Origin of the sequence: Microbacterium sp. EF45047 (assembly GCF_028472845.1) — a bacterium.
In the GTDB taxonomy this organism is placed as follows: domain Bacteria; phylum Actinomycetota; class Actinomycetes; order Actinomycetales; family Microbacteriaceae; genus Microbacterium; species Microbacterium neungamense.
In genome coordinates this window covers 1,976,518-1,990,592 of sequence record NZ_CP069429.1, presented here as the reverse complement: position 1 = coordinate 1,990,592, position 14,075 = coordinate 1,976,518, and the positions used below count along the sequence as shown (strand labels likewise).

At 71.1% G+C, this 14,075-nt stretch carries 15 protein-coding genes and 1 tRNA gene; 10 read left to right on the top strand and 6 right to left on the bottom strand.

Going from position 1 to position 14,075, the window contains the following annotated elements:
- Positions 1-23: 23 nt before the first annotated feature.
- The 3 genes from cysS to JRG78_RS09680 are packed head-to-tail and all read left to right on the top strand — an operon-like array spanning position 24 to position 3,127.
- The gene (gene cysS, locus JRG78_RS09690) at positions 24-1,430 is read left to right on the top strand and encodes a cysteine--tRNA ligase (protein ID WP_259606476.1); all 1,407 of its coding nucleotides are present in this window, start codon (positions 24-26) and stop codon (positions 1,428-1,430) included.
- The gene (gene rlmB, locus JRG78_RS09685; protein WP_259606475.1) at positions 1,423-2,430 is read left to right on the top strand and encodes a 23S rRNA (guanosine(2251)-2'-O)-methyltransferase RlmB; all 1,008 of its coding nucleotides are present in this window, start codon (positions 1,423-1,425) and stop codon (positions 2,428-2,430) included. The genes cysS and rlmB overlap by 8 nt, the downstream gene beginning before the upstream one ends.
- A gap of 55 nt (positions 2,431-2,485) precedes the next feature.
- Positions 2,486-3,127 carry an NAD(P)-dependent oxidoreductase gene (locus tag JRG78_RS09680; RefSeq protein WP_259606474.1) on the top strand — a complete coding sequence of 214 codons (642 nt, stop codon included), beginning with the start codon at positions 2,486-2,488 and terminating at the stop codon, positions 3,125-3,127.
- A 70-nt stretch (positions 3,128-3,197) separates the two neighbouring features.
- On the opposite strand, the gene JRG78_RS09675 is transcribed toward JRG78_RS09680, so the two are convergent.
- Together JRG78_RS09675 and JRG78_RS09670 are read right to left on the bottom strand one after the other, a co-directional pair.
- Positions 3,198-4,502 (bottom strand): DUF4032 domain-containing protein, encoded by a 1,305-nt coding sequence (locus JRG78_RS09675; RefSeq protein ID WP_259606473.1) that lies wholly within the window; start codon positions 4,500-4,502, stop codon positions 3,198-3,200.
- A gap of 73 nt (positions 4,503-4,575) precedes the next feature.
- Positions 4,576-5,679, bottom strand: a complete 1,104-nt coding sequence (locus tag JRG78_RS09670; protein ID WP_259606472.1) for an ABC transporter ATP-binding protein — start codon at positions 5,677-5,679, stop codon at positions 4,576-4,578.
- Between the two features lie 262 nt (positions 5,680-5,941).
- On the opposite strand from JRG78_RS09670, the gene JRG78_RS09665 reads away from it, so the two are divergent.
- Complete coding sequence (locus JRG78_RS09665; protein ID WP_259606471.1) at positions 5,942-6,913, top strand: DsbA family protein; 972 nt, start codon at positions 5,942-5,944, stop codon at positions 6,911-6,913.
- Between the two features lie 47 nt (positions 6,914-6,960).
- Positions 6,961-7,033 (top strand) — tRNA-Thr (locus tag JRG78_RS09660).
- A 51-nt stretch (positions 7,034-7,084) separates the two neighbouring features.
- Here the strand turns inward: JRG78_RS09660 and JRG78_RS09655 are convergent.
- Positions 7,085-7,477, bottom strand: a complete 393-nt coding sequence (locus JRG78_RS09655; protein WP_259606470.1) for a hypothetical protein — start codon at positions 7,475-7,477, stop codon at positions 7,085-7,087.
- Between the two features lie 186 nt (positions 7,478-7,663).
- Positions 7,664-8,317 carry an SOS response-associated peptidase family protein gene (locus JRG78_RS09650; protein ID WP_272653344.1) on the bottom strand — a complete coding sequence of 218 codons (654 nt, stop codon included), beginning with the start codon at positions 8,315-8,317 and terminating at the stop codon, positions 7,664-7,666.
- Between the two features lie 52 nt (positions 8,318-8,369).
- Here JRG78_RS09650 and JRG78_RS09645 point away from each other — a divergent pair, with 52 nt between their 5' ends.
- The gene (locus tag JRG78_RS09645; RefSeq protein ID WP_259606468.1) at positions 8,370-9,311 is read left to right on the top strand and encodes a DMT family transporter; all 942 of its coding nucleotides are present in this window, start codon (positions 8,370-8,372) and stop codon (positions 9,309-9,311) included.
- Between the two features lie 3 nt (positions 9,312-9,314).
- Here the strand turns inward: JRG78_RS09645 and JRG78_RS09640 are convergent, their stop codons facing one another.
- Both JRG78_RS09640 and msrB read right to left on the bottom strand, forming a co-directional pair.
- Positions 9,315-9,941 carry a nitroreductase family protein gene (locus JRG78_RS09640; protein ID WP_259606467.1) on the bottom strand — a complete coding sequence of 209 codons (627 nt, stop codon included), beginning with the start codon at positions 9,939-9,941 and terminating at the stop codon, positions 9,315-9,317.
- Positions 9,938-10,342 carry a peptide-methionine (R)-S-oxide reductase MsrB gene (gene msrB / locus JRG78_RS09635; protein ID WP_259606466.1) on the bottom strand — a complete coding sequence of 135 codons (405 nt, stop codon included), beginning with the start codon at positions 10,340-10,342 and terminating at the stop codon, positions 9,938-9,940. The genes JRG78_RS09640 and msrB overlap by 4 nt, the downstream gene beginning before the upstream one ends.
- Positions 10,343-10,415: 73 nt before the next feature.
- Here msrB and JRG78_RS09630 point away from each other — a divergent pair, with 73 nt between their 5' ends.
- The 4 genes from JRG78_RS09630 (at position 10,416) to groL (ending at position 14,020) form a co-directional block, all read left to right on the top strand.
- Positions 10,416-11,408, top strand: coding sequence for a DUF2332 domain-containing protein (locus JRG78_RS09630; RefSeq protein WP_272653343.1), 993 nt, complete (start codon positions 10,416-10,418; stop codon positions 11,406-11,408).
- Positions 11,409-11,417: 9 nt separating this feature from the next.
- Entirely contained in the window at positions 11,418-11,675 is a 258-nt protein-coding gene (locus JRG78_RS09625) for a DUF3263 domain-containing protein (RefSeq protein WP_259606464.1), read from the top strand.
- A 44-nt stretch (positions 11,676-11,719) separates the two neighbouring features.
- Positions 11,720-12,286 (top strand): LytR C-terminal domain-containing protein, encoded by a 567-nt coding sequence (locus tag JRG78_RS09620; protein WP_336297683.1) that lies wholly within the window; start codon positions 11,720-11,722, stop codon positions 12,284-12,286.
- A gap of 114 nt (positions 12,287-12,400) precedes the next feature.
- Positions 12,401-14,020: a chaperonin GroEL gene (gene groL, locus JRG78_RS09615; protein WP_259606462.1), complete on the top strand. Its 1,620-nt coding sequence runs from the start codon at positions 12,401-12,403 to the stop codon at positions 14,018-14,020.
- Positions 14,021-14,075 lie beyond the last annotated feature (55 nt).

The window sequence follows — 14,075 nt, the reverse complement described above, 5'->3', positions numbered from 1 at the left end:
AGCGGCCCCGGTAGTCTTGAGCGGTGACCCTCCGCCTGTACGACACCCGCGCTCAGCAGCTGCGCGACTTCGTTCCGCTCGACGCCTCGAACGTGACGATGTACGTCTGCGGGCCGACCGTGCAGTCCGGACCGCACATCGGGCACGTCCGCGCCGCGCTGAGCTTCGATCTGCTCCGCCGCTGGCTGACGCATCGGTACGGCCGGGTGACCTTCGTCCGCAACGTCACCGACATCGACGACAAGGTGCTCGCGAACGCCACCGACGCCGAGCCGTGGTGGGCGCTCGCCTACCGCATGGAGCAGGAGTTCTCCCGGGCGTATGCCGCCGTCGGCATCCTTCCCCCGACGTACGAGCCGAGGGCGACCGCGTCGATCCCGCAGATGCAGGAGATCATCGCGGCGCTCATCGAGCGGGGCCACGCCTATCCGGCGCCGGACGGCTCCGGCGACGTGTACTTCGACGTGCGCTCCTGGCCGTCCTACGGCGAGCTGACGAACCAGTCCGTCGACGCCATGGAGGCCGCGGCGGACGCCGACCCGCGCGGCAAGCGCACCCCGCAGGACTTCGCGCTGTGGAAGGGTGCCAAGCCCGAGGAGCCCGCGGATGCCGTGTGGGCCTCGCCCTGGGGCCCGGGCCGCCCCGGCTGGCACATCGAGTGCTCCGCGATGGCCAAGCGCTACCTCGGCGCCGAGTTCGACATCCACGGCGGCGGGCTCGACCTGCGCTTCCCGCACCACGAGAACGAGCTCGCCCAGTCCACCGCGGCCGGCGACGGCTTCGCGCGGTACTGGGTGCACAACGGCCTGGTCACCGTCGACGGGCAGAAGATGTCGAAGTCGCTGGGCAACTTCACCCTCGCCGCCGACGTGCTCGCCGCGCACGACCCGCTCGTGGTGCGGTACGCGCTCGCGGCCGCGCACTACCGTTCCAGTCTCGACCTCACCGAGTCGTCCTGGGCGGAGGCGGAGGCGGCGTTGGGGCGGATCCGGACGCTCCGGCAGCGCATCCTGCGCGCCACGAACGCGGACCCCGCGGCGCTCGTCCCGGGAACGCTGCCGACGGCGTTCGCGGATGCCATGGACGACGACCTCGGCGTGCCGCAGGCTCTCGCCGTGCTGCACGAGACCGCGCGCACGGCGAACGGAGCGCTCGACCGGGGCGATCTCGACACCGCCACGGACGCCGCACGCGCCGTGGCCGCGATGACCGGTGTGCTCGGGCTGGACGAGGGCGACGCCGTCGCGGCGGAGGGCGGGGCGACGGCATCCGCTCTCGACGCCCTCATCCGCACACTCATCGCGCAGCGCGCGCAGGCGCGCGCCGACAAGGACTGGCCCGCCGCCGACCGCATCCGTGATGCGATCGGCGCGGCGGGGATCACTCTGGAGGACACTCCGGACGGAACGCATTGGAGCATCGATGGCTAAGCCAGGTCGCCCGGGAGCGGGCAACAGCAAGAAGAAGGGCGCCCTGAAGGGCACCGGCGGGCACGGGCGCAAGGCGCTCGAAGGCAAGGGCCCGACCCCCAAGGCCGAGGACCGGTCCTGGCACGTCGCCGGCAAGCGGAAGGCGGCGCAGGAGCGCTACGCCGCCGCCGGCGGCAAGGGCAAGCCGGGTCAGAAGGGCCAGAGCGGTGCGTCCCGGCGCCCGGCATCCGGGGCGGGGAAGAGCACCAACGACACCGAGATCGTCACCGGGCGCAACTCGGTGCTGGAGGCGCTGCGGGCGAAGATCCCCGCGGTGACGCTGTACATCGCCCAGCGCGTCGAGATGGACGACCGCGTCAAGGAGATGCTCGCGATCGCCCGCAACCGCGACATCCCGGTGCTGGAGGTCACCCGTCAGGAGCTCGACCGCATGGCCGGCTTCGACGGCGTGCACCAGGGCGTCGGCCTCAAGGTGCCGCCGTACGAGTACGCGCACCCGCAGGACCTGCTGGAGCAGATCATCGACCGCGGCGAGACGCCGCTGCTCGTGGCCCTGGACGGCATCACCGACCCGCGCAACCTCGGCGCGATCATCCGCTCGACCGCCGCGTTCGGCGGGCAGGGCGTGATCCTGCCGCAGCGTCGCTCCGCGAGCGTGAACTCCGCGGCGTGGAAGACCAGCGCCGGCGCCGCCGCGCGGATCCCGGTGGCCCTCGCCGCGAACCTGACCACGCAGCTGAAGGAGTTCAAGAAGCAGGGCGTGTTCGTGCTCGGCCTGGACGGCGGCGGCGACGTCGCGCTGCCCGCCCTGGAGCTGGCGGACCGGCCGGTCGTCATCGTCGTCGGCTCCGAGGGCAAGGGGCTGTCGCGCCTGGTGACGGAGACCTGCGACCAGGTCGTCTCGATCCCGATCTCCGCCGCGACGGAGTCGTTGAACGCCGGCATCGCGGCATCCGTCGCGCTGTACCAGGTCGCCACCCTGCGCGCCGCGGCGGAATAGCGCCGCCTCGTCGGCGATTGTCTTTGTCAGCACATCCCGAATGGAAGGAAGCCCCATGGCCCGCATCGTCGTCGTCGGAGGAACCGGGTACGCCGGATCGCACATCGTCCGCGAGGCGGTGAGTCGAGGGCACGAGGTGGTGTCGGTCTCCCGCACGGTGCCCGACGAGCCGATCGAGGGCGTGGAGTACGTGCAGGGCTCGGTGCTCGACATCGACGCGCTCGGCGACGTCTTCGACGGGGCGGATGCCGTGATCTCGGCCGTGTCCCCGCGCGGCGACATGGCGGACAAGGGTCTGGACGCGGTCCGCGCGCTTGCCACAAAGCTGACCGGCACGTCCACGCGCCTCGGCGTCGTCGGCGGCGCGATGGGCAGCCTCGCCGCCCCCGGCGGCCCGCGGCTGTGGGACCTCGGCGTGCCGGAGGAGTACCGCCACGAGGCGCAGGTCGGCATCGACACGCTGGAGCTGCTGCAGCAGTCCGAGCCGGGGCTGGACTGGTTCCTGGTGCACCCGCCGAAGGTGTTCGGCTCGTGGGAGCCGGGCGAGCGCACCGGACGGTACCGCACCGGGGGCGAGGTCGTCGTCGAGGCCGAGGACGGCACGTCGTACATCTCCGGCGCGGACTTCGCCGTGGCCGTCGTCGACGAGATCGAGCGCCCCGCCCACCGCCGCGCCCGCTTCACCGTCGGCTACTGATCCCCGCGCCCCTTCGGGTCACGGGGTCTCCCATCCCCACCCCGCCAGGGGTCCGGGCGCGTCCGGGGACTCAGACGAGGTCGCGCCAGTCGATCGCGCCGGTCTCGTCGGAGACGGGGAGCTCGCCGGTGATCACGGGCAGGCCCATCGTCTCCGTCGGCGGGCCCATGATGGTCGCCTCGTCGCGGCGGTGCCGCAGCACGTCGTTGATGTAGCTGGTGAGCACCTCGGCGAGCGGCACCGAGCGGCCCTGCGCCTGCGACAGGTACCAGCGGTGCTCGAGCACCTGGTGGAACACCTCGGCGGGCTCGAGCTTGGCCCGCAGGTCGTACGGGATCGCCCGGACCACCGGCTCGAACACGCGCGTCAGCCACTCGTGCGCGTACATCTCCTCATCCGCGTACTGCTTGGTCGACCGGGCGCGGAACTCGTCCAGGTCGTTCAGCAGCCGCCGCGCCTGGTTCTCCTCGACGTCCAGGCCGGTGAGCCGGATGAGGCGGCGCTGGTGGTGCCCGGCATCCACCACCTTAGGCTGGATCCGCACCACCGTGCCGTCCGCGGTCGTCTGCATCGACATCTCGTCGATGTCGAAGCCGAGGGCGTTGAGCTTCTCCACGCGTTCGGTGATCCGCCACGACTCGGTGACGTCGAAGGACTCCTCGTCGGTGAGCGCCGCCCACAGCGACCGGTACGAGGAGACGATCCCGTCGGCGACCTGCAGCGCGTCCACGCCGCGCTCCAGACGCCCGCCCGCGGCGAGGTCCATGATCTCGCCGGCGATGTTGGTCCGGGCGATGTCGAGGTCGTACGCGCGCTGACCGTCGGTCAGGCCCTCCTCGTGCAGCTCTCCGGTCTCGGCGTCGACGAGGTAGGCGGCGAAGGCGCCGGCGTCGCGCCGGAACAGCGTGTTGGAGAGCGACACGTCGCCCCAGTAGAAGCCGACGTTATGCAGCCGGACCAGCAGCAGCGCGAGCGCGTCGACCAGGCGGGTGGCCGTGTCCGGGCGCAGCACGCGGGTGAACAGCGCCCGGTACGGCATCGAGAACCGCAGGTGCGAGGTGACCAGCACCGCCGGCAGCGGCGTGCCGTCGCGCTCGGTGCGACCCGAGATGACGGCCACGCGGCTCACGCACGGCACGTCGAGGCGCGCCAGGTTCCCCAGCATCTCGTATTCGCGGCGCGCCATCTCCTCGGTCGTCTCCTTGACGGCGACCACTCGACCGGAGAGGTCCGCGAAGCGCACGAGGTGACGGGAGAGGCCCTTCGGCAGCGAGACGATGTGCTCGGAGGGCCATTTCGCGAGGGGGGTGGACCAGGGCAGCTCCAGCAGCCCGGGATCGACCGTGCTGGCGGTGATGCGCAGCGCGTCCTGCATCGGCATCCTCTCCGGGAAGACGACGCGGCGCGGGCGACCCCATGGTCGACCCGCGCCGCGCGACGGAAGGTGATCAGGCCGAGACGATCGGCTTGTCGTTCAGGCGGTCGCCGGTCTCCACGTCGAAGGCGTGCACGTGACCCGGGTTCGCGGCGAGCGTGACCGTCTCGCCGGCGTTCGGGTGGTTGCGGCCGTCGACGCGGGCGACGATGTCGGTCCGCTTGCCGTTGATCTCGGTGTGGCCGTACAGGTAGCCGTCCGCGCCGAGCTCCTCGACGAGATCCACGACGACAGAGAGACCCTTGCCGTCGGCCGGGCCGACCGTGATGTCCTCCGGGCGGACGCCGACGGTGACCTGGCTGCCGTGGGCGCGGCCGGTCACATCGCGGTCGAGCGGCACGACCTCGGAGCCGAAGCGGACGCCGCCCTCGGCCAGGTCGGCCGGGAACAGGTTCATCGCGGGCGAGCCGATGAAGCCGGCGACGAACACGTTGTTCGGCTTCTCGTACAGGTCGCGCGGCGTGCCGACCTGCTGCAGCAGACCGTCCTTGAGCACGGCGATCCGGTCGCCCATGGTGAGCGCCTCGGTCTGGTCGTGCGTGACGTAGACGGTGGTGACGCCGAGGCGGCGCTGCAGCGAGGCGATCTGGGTGCGGGTCTGCACGCGCAGCTTGGCGTCGAGGTTCGACAGCGGCTCGTCCATGAGGAAGACCTGGGGCTGACGGACGATCGCGCGGCCCATCGCGACGCGCTGACGCTGACCGCCGGAGAGCGCCTTCGGCTTGCGGTTCAGGTACTGCTCGAGGTCGAGCAGCTTCGCGGCCTCCAGCACGCGCGCGGCGCGCTCCTCCTTGCCGACGCCGGCGATCTTGAGCGCGAAGCCCATGTTCTCCGCGACGGTCATGTGCGGGTACAGGGCGTAGTTCTGGAACACCATGGCGATGTCGCGGTCCTTCGGCGGAACGTCGGTGACGTCGCGGTCGCCGATCAGGATGCGGCCGGAGTTGACCTCTTCGAGGCCGGCGAGCATGCGCAGCGAGGTGGACTTTCCGCAGCCGGAGGGGCCGACCAGGACGAGGAACTCCCCGTCGCCGATCTCGAGGTTGAGCTTGTCGACGGCAGGCCGGGTTGCTCCGGGATAGAGGCGGGTCGCGTCGTCGAAAGTGACAGATGCCATGGCGTTTCTCCTTCACCGGCAGGTACGTGCCGGACGATCCGTAGTGATGGAAACGGTGGGTTGCCCCGCCGCGGCCCCTCGTCGGGCCGAGTTCAGTATGGCATGGGAGTCCCCGATCCGGGTATGACGGGATTCTCCTGGGCATCCGCGCCACGTGCGGCACCTGGGGATTTCTCAGCCTGCCTGACTAGCATCGAACCCGGTGCCGCGCTTCTCGCGGCCGTGGGGACGCCGATTCCCCGCCGGACTTTCAAGAGGAACGATGTCGAGCGACGAAACGCCGAACGTCCCTGCCGCTCGCGATTCGCGTCAGGCGGTGCGGGAGAAGGCCCAGCAGGTGTACGCCCAGCAGTCGAGGGCGAGGCTCATGCGACGGGTGATCATCGGTCTCGTCGCGATCGTCGCCGTCGGATCCATCGGCACGGCGGTCGCGCTGGCCGTCACCTCGTCGATCTCGAGGCCGAACCTCACCCCCTCGGGCATGGCCGATGACGGGGTCACCGTCCGCGACGTGAACGTCTCCGCGCCCCAGGAGGGCGCCGCGGCGACGCCGTCCGCCGAGCCCAGCGAGGCCGGGTCCGCGACGCCGGCGCCGGAGGAGACCGCGGCGGCCGAGCCGGTCGACATCCACATCTACGTCGACTACATGTCGCCCGGCGCCGCCGACTTCGAGCGCGCCAACGCCCGCCAGCTGTCCGGCTGGATCAGCGAGGGCGCCGTCACCGTCACGTATCACCCGGTGGCGCTGCTGACCGCCAACTCGAACGGCACGAAGTACTCCCTGCGCGCAGCGGCGGCGGCCGCCTGCGTCGCGACGCACTCGGCCCCGCAGTTCTACGACTACAACCACGAGCTGCTCACCGACCAGCCCGAGGAGGGCACCGACGGCCGCACCGACGCGCAGCTCGCCGACCTGGCCGTGGCCGTGGGGGCGGAGAACGTCAAGCGGGTGCGTTCGTGCATCGAGAAGCAGGACTTCGTGTCGTGGGCGAAGGATGCCACGGCGCGCGCCCTCGAGGGTCCGCTGGCCGGTTCCGACGACCTGAAGCTCAGCGGCGCCCCGATGATCGTGGTCGAGGGCGAGGCGTATGTCGGCGCGATGGACGACCCGGCGGAGTTCTCGCAGTTCGTGCTGACCATCGCCAGCGACGCCTACTACGGCGAGGGCGAGTCCACGCCGACTCCGACGCCGGGCGCGACGACGCCGGCACCGGGGACGACGTCCGCGCAGTGAGGTCCTAGACTCGAGGATGCACCGCGGCGAGCTTGAGCACGCCGTCCGCCGACTTAGCTCAGCTGGTAGAGCACCTGTCTTGTAAACAGGATGTCGCGGGTTCGAACCCCGCAGTCGGCTCGCGCAGACGAAGGGCGCCGGATCCACCGCCCCGGCGCCCTTCTCGCGCATTCAGCCGACCGGCCCCTGCGTGGGCCAGCCGTCGATGGGCCCGGTGTCGGTCAGGTACCCGATGTCGTCGGCGTGCGGGATGCCGTGCCAGATCATCGGGTCCGTGCTCCACACCTGGCCGGTGGTCAGCCCGCCGAGCGGCGCCTCGATGCCGAGGACGTTCTGCCGGATCGCCTTGCCGCGGCTCTTCTGGCCGATCGAGCCGCCGTAGGTCTCGAAGAACACCATGGGGTGGCTGTGCCCGGTCGGGTTGAGGCCGTTGTAGTCCAGACCGAGCATCACGGCGGAGGAGACCCCGCCCTTGATGTCGATCTCGCGCGGCCCGCCGACGCTGTAGCGGTCCATGCTGATGAAGCCGTACTTCTTCAGCTCGGTGTATACGTGACCCTGCATCCGACGCGTGGCGATGTCGTATTCGCAGCTCGTTGTTGGCGTGCGCAGCCGGGTACCACCCGGGCGCAGGCAATTGTTCAGACACGGTGAAGCCCCCTCCGGTCGTCCTGTCCCCAGCGGATTCTCTGGATCAGTGACGGCACTCTACCCGCGTAGACGGGTCGGGGAAGTATGAATTCCGCGCCGTCAGAACAGCCGTTCCGGCTCGCCCTTGTCGTCGGTCCTCGGTGTCGCCGTGATCCGCTCGTCGAGCGTCGCCGCGGCCTGCAGCGCACCGTCGATGAGCTCACGGGACGCCTCTTCTGTCAGCCACTCCTGGGCGAACGAGGCAGGCACCAGCACCGGCACGCGATCGTGCAGTGCCGCGAGGTGCTCGGGTGCCGGACGCATCAGGATCGAGTAGCAGGTGACCCACTCGCCGTCCGGCGTGCGGCCGCGCTGCGTCGTCGCCGCCATGCCGAACAGCACGCCCTTGCCGAGCCCGAACTCGTGCCAGCGGCGCTGCGGCTTCTGCATCTCGTACCACCCGGTCGTCGGCACGATGGCGCGCCCGCGCAGCGCGCCGGGCTTCTCCTGCATCCGCTCCGATCTCGTGTTGATGGACGGGAACCGGGCGGGCGCGCCGTTGACGAGGAAGCCCCACCACGCCGGCTCGAGCACCGGCTCCGCCTCGAAGCGCACGATCGGGTTCAGGTTCCGCAGGTTCCGCCCGGTCGGACGCAGCGTCTCGCCGGCGTTCTCCTCGGCCCAGGAGCGCAGCCCCTCGAGCACCGCCGCGTCGGCCTCCGCCAGCAGCTCCGCCTCGGAGAACCGGGGATCCAGCCCGTAGCTCGCGCACATGCTGACAGGCTAGCGACCGGCGGCGACATCCGGCTCGGGTAGGGTTCCAGAAATGACCGAGTCCCGACCGCTGCCCGCCTTCGCGGCGCTCGGCGGCGCGGTGGCGATCGGCGCCATGACGGCGGCCCAGGCGCGCATCAACGGCGTGCTCGGGGTGCGCATCGACGACGGCATCGTCGCCGGATTCATCTCCTTCTTCGTCGGCCTGGTCGCGATCCTGATCGTCACGCCGTTCCTGCCCTCGGCCCGTGCGGGCGTCGCCCGCCTGGCATCCGGCATCCGGGCCCGCAGCATCCCGTTCTGGATGCTGCTCGGCGGATGCTGCGGCGCACTGACCGTCTCCACTCAGGGGCTCGTCGCCGGTGTGCTCGGCGTCTCCCTCTTCACGGTCGGCGTCGTCGCCGGGCAGACCCTGCACGGGCTGCTCCTCGACCGGATCGGCTTCGGCCCCGCCGGGGTCGTCGCGGTCACCCCCGGGCGCCTCATCGGCGGGCTGCTCGCGCTCGCCGCGGTCGGCATCTCGCTGAGCGGCGACGTACTGTCATCCGCCCCGCTCTGGCTGCTCCTGCTGCCCTTCCTCACCGGCGCCGGGATCGCCTGGCAGGCCGGGGCGAACGGCCGGCTCGCGCAGCGCACCGGATCGCCGCTGGCGGCGACGCTGATGAGCTTCCTCGCCGGCACGATCGTGCTGGTCCTGGCCGCGAGCACGAGCGTGGCGGTGCGGGGCATGCCGGAGCGCCTGCCGTCCGACCCGTGGCTGTACCTGGGCGGCTTCCTCGGCTTCGCCTACATCCTGCTCGGGGCGTTCCTGGTGGCGCATACCGGCGTCCTGCTGATGGGCCTCGGGTCCGTGCTCGGGCAGCTGACCACCTCCGTGGTCATCGACCTGCTCTGGCCGGCGACCGGAGGCCCCGCGCTGTGGCAGCTGCTCGCGATGGTCGTCGTGGCCGCGGCGTCCGTGCTCGTGGCCCTGCCGCGGCGGCGCCGGGCCTGAGCGTCAGGCCGGCTTCTCGGACTTCTCCGGCTTCTCGGACTTCTCCGGCTTGTCGGACTTCTCCGGCTTGTCGGACTTCTTCGGTGTCTTGGCCTTCGCCGGCATCCGGCTGAGGAAGGATTCGGCGTCCACGGGCTTGCGCCGTCCCGGCCGCTTCCGCGACGGCTTCCCGCCGACGTACAGCCAGCCGAGCAGCTCCTCGTCCTTCTTCAGCCCGTGCGCCTTCGCGACCGCCTTGGCGCGGGTGTAGTGACCCGTGCGCCAGATCACGCCCCAGCCGGCCTCGTCCAGGAGCAGGCTCAGCATGTGCGCGACCCCGGACGCCACCGCCTCCTGCTCCCAGTGCGGCACCTTGTCGCTCTTGCGGTAGCTGGCCACGACCGCGATCAGCAGCGGCGCGCGCAACGGCTTGCTGGAGGGCTTCTTGTCCCCCTCCGCCTTCGCGATGGCGGCGCCGAGCCGTTCGCGGTCCTGCACGCGCAGCTCGATCAGGCGCCATGGTTTGAGCGAGGAGTGGTCGGCGACCCGCCCGGCGGCGGCGATCAGCGGGAGCAGCTCCTCGCGGCTGGGCGCATCCTGGGTGACCTTTGACCACGACCGCCGCGCCCGGACGGCCTCGAGCGCGCTCACGACGGGTCGGGGGTGAATTTCAGCGCGACCGAGTTCATGCAGTACCGGTCGCCGGTGGGGGTGCCGAAGCCGTCCGGGAAGACGTGCCCGAGGTGGGAGCCGCAGGTCGCGCAGAGCACCTCGGTGCGCTGCATGCCCAGGCTGTTGTCCTCCCGCAGCTCCACGGCCTCGGGGCGGATCGACTCGTAGAAGCTCGGCCAGCCGCATCCGGAGTCGAACTTCGTGCCGCTCTTGAAGAGCTCCGCGCCGCAGGCGCCGCACGTGTACAGGCCCTCGCGCTTCTCATCCAGCAGCTCGCCCGTCCACGGGCGCTCCGTCGCCGCCTGCCGCAGCACCGCGTACTCCTGCTCGCCGAGCTCCGCGCGCCACTCGTCCTCGGTCTTGTTCACGCTGTACGACATGTCTCCTCCAGGGGTTCCGCTCCATTCTATCGCGTTCGCGGGCCGGCGGAGGCGGGAAGGCGAGAATGGGAGGATGACGGATGCCGTGCGCGCGCGCTTCGAGCGGTTCGCCGCAGAGGAAGCGCCGGGGCGCAGCGACGTGTACGCGGAGTGGGCGGCCGGGATCGCGGCGGACGCCGACGTGCAGGAGGTGCTCGCGCGCATCCCCGAGACGCACCGGCAGCCGCCGCTGGTGTTCGCGGTGACGCGGATGCAGGGCGCGACGGCCGGCCCGTATCCGCAATGGCGCCGCTTCGTGCTCGCCCACGCCGACGCGGTCGTCGCCGAATGCACCCGCCGCCGGGTGCAGACCAACGAGCCGCTGCGGCTGGCGCCGCTGCTGCCGGTCCTCAGCCGGATCGAGGGACCGGTCGCGCTGCTGGAGATCGGTGCGGCGGCGGGGCTGTGCCTGTACCCGGACCGGTACTCCTACCGGTTGCGCGATGCCGACGGCGCGCTGCGCCTGGCTCTCGACCCGCGCGGCGGCGCGTCGCCGGTCGTGCTCACCAGCACCGTCACCGGGCCGCTCCCGCCGCTGCGGATGCCGGAGGTGGTCTGGCGCGCCGGCATCGATCTCGCACCGCTGGACGCCCGGTCATCGGCCGACCGCGACTGGATGCGCAGCCTGGTGTGGCCGGGGGAGACGGAGCGGGAGGAGCGGATCACGGCCGCTCTCGACATCGCCGCCGCCGACCCGCCGCTGCTGGTCGCAGGGGACGCCGCCGAGCGGATCGACGAGCTCGCCGCCCGCGCACCGGCCGATGCGACGCTCGTGATCACGACGCCGGGCGTGCTCGTGTACCTGCCGCGCGCGGCGCGGCTCGCGCTCATCTCCCGCATCCGTGCCCTGCCCGCGCGGTGGATCACGATCGACGCCCCCGGTCTCCACGACGCCTGGGACCCTCCGCTCGACGCCGGCGCGTGGCGGGGCTCGGCGGTGGCGCTCGACGGGCGGGTGATGGTCGCGGCGGATCCGTTGGGCCGATGGTGGGAGTGGCGCACGGGCAACCGCGCGGATGCCGCATAGCCTGGTGCCATGTCCGGAGAGCTCACCGATCGCGACCGCGCGATCCTGGCGCTGGAAGCCGCCTGGCCGCGGCACGGCGGCATGAAGGAGGAGACGATCCGGGCGCAGCTGGGGATGAGCCCGGCGCGCTACTACCAGCTGCTCGGCCGGCTGATCGACAGCGAGGCCGCGCTCGAGCACGACCCGCTGCTGGTGCGCCGGCTGCGCCGCATCCGCGACACCCGCTCCGCGCAGCGCGCCGCCCGCATGCGCGGGTTCGTCGGCTGACCGCCCGCACCGGATTCCCGGCCACGGGCCGATAGCATCGAGTGGTGTCCACCCCTCCCCGCGATCGATTCGATGAGGTGCCCCGCTCGACGGGGCGTGTCGGCGCGCACCGCGCCGAAGCACCCGGCATGAACGGGTGGATCGTGCTGCTGTGGTCGGCGGCCGCCGCGCTCGTGCTGATCGTCGGCGGCATCTTCGCCTCGCTCGTCGTGATGGGCCGCATCGACCTCTTCCCCGAGGCCGCCCCGGTGACGACGTCGACCCCGGGAGTGAAGGGGGAGATCGACACTTCGTACCGGGTGATGATCCTGAACGCGACCCCCGACGAAGGGCTCGGGGAGGAGCTGCGGCAGACCCTGCTCGACAACGGCTGGACCGCCGAGACGGTGTTCGCCAGCGACGGCGCCAGCGAGGACTTCCCGCAGACGACCGTGTACTTCGTCGACGACGCCGACGTGTCCGCCGCGCTCGGCCTGGCCGAGCTCATCGGCGGTGCCGAGGTCGAGAAGAGCGACTTCTACGCGGGGCTGAACGACTCCGATTCGCCGCAGCTGACCGTGGTGCTCGGCCTGGACAAGGCGGCCGCCGCGCCCGAGACTCCCGCCGAGTAGACGCGCCTCCGCCGCGGCTTGCACTCTCTGGGGGCGAGTGCCAGAATGGCGTTAGCACTCATCGACTCTGAGTGCTAAACCCAACGCCTACGTCCGGGAGGGACGACAAAACTCATGGCAAAGATCATCGCTTTCGATGAGGAGGCCCGCCGCGGCCTCGAGCGCGGCCTGAACATCCTGGCCGACGCCGTCAAGGTGACCCTCGGCCCCCGCGGTCGCAACGTCGTGCTCGAGAAGAAGTGGGGCGCCCCCACCATCACGAACGACGGCGTGTCGATCGCCAAGGAGATCGAGCTCGACGACCCGTACGAGAAGATCGGCGCTGAGCTGGTCAAGGAGGTCGCCAAGAAGACCGACGACGTCGCGGGTGACGGAACCACCACCGCGACCGTCCTGGCTCAGGCGCTGGTCCGCGAGGGGCTGCGCAACGTCGCAGCCGGCGCCGACCCGATCTCGCTCAAGCGCGGCATCGAGAAGGCCGTCGCCGCCATCACCGAGGAGCTCCTCAAGGGCGCCAAGGAGATCGAGTCCAAGGAGCAGATCGCCGCGACGGCGTCCATCTCCGCGGCCGACACCGCGATCGGCGAGCTCATCGCCGAGGCGATCGACAAGGTCGGCAAGGAGGGCGTGGTCACGGTCGAGGAGTCGCAGACCTTCGGCACCGAGCTCGAGCTCACCGAGGGCATGCGCTTCGACAAGGGCTACCTGAACCCCTACTTCGTCACGGACCCGGAGCGCCAGGAGGCCGTCTTCGAGGACCCGTACATCCTCATCGCGAACCAGAAGATCTCCAACATCAAGGACCTTCTGCCCATCGTCGACAAGGTGATCCAGGACGGCAAGGAGCTCGTCATCATCGCCGAGGACGTCGAGGGCGAGGCTCTCGCGACCCTCGTGCTGAACAAGATCCGCGGCATCTTCAAGTCCGTCGCCGTCAAGGCCCCGGGCTTCGGCGACCGCCGCAAGGCTCAGCTGCAGGACATCGCGATCCTCACCGGCGGCCAGGTCATCACCGAGGAGGTGGGTCTCAAGCTCGAGAACACCACCCTCGACCTGCTCGGCCGTGCGCGCAAGGTCATCGTCACCAAGGACGAGACCACGATCGTCGAGGGCGCCGGTGACTCCGCGCAGATCGAGGGCCGCGTGACCCAGATCCGCCGCGAGATCGAGAACACCGACAGCGACTACGACCGCGAGAAGCTCCAGGAGCGCCTCGCCAAGCTCGCCGGCGGCGTCGCCGTCATCAAGGCGGGTGCGGCGACCGAGGTCGAGCTCAAGGAGCGCAAGCACCGCATCGAGGACGCCGTCCGCAACGCGAAGGCCGCGGTCGAGGAGGGCATCGTCCCCGGTGGTGGCGTCGCGCTCATCCAGTCCGGCACGAAGGCCTTCGAGGGCCTCTCGCTGGAGGGCGACGAGGCGACCGGTGCGAACATCGTCAAGGTCGCCATCGAAGCTCCGCTGAAGCAGATCGCCCTCAACGCCGGCCTCGAGCCGGGCGTCGTCGCCGCGAAGGTCGCCGAGCTCCCCGCGGGCCACGGCCTCAACGCCGCGACCGGCGAGTACGGCGACCTGTTCGCCCAGGGCATCATCGACCCGGCCAAGGTCACCCGCTCGGCGCTGCAGAACGCCGCGTCGATCGCCGGCCTGTTCCTCACCACCGAGGCGGTCGTGGCCGACAAGCCCGAGAAGGCGTCCGCCGCTCCGGCCGACCCGTCCGGCGGCATGGACTTTTGACGCGGGTGGGCTCAATGCCGCGCAGCGGCGTTGAGCCCACATCGGGTCAAGGTTG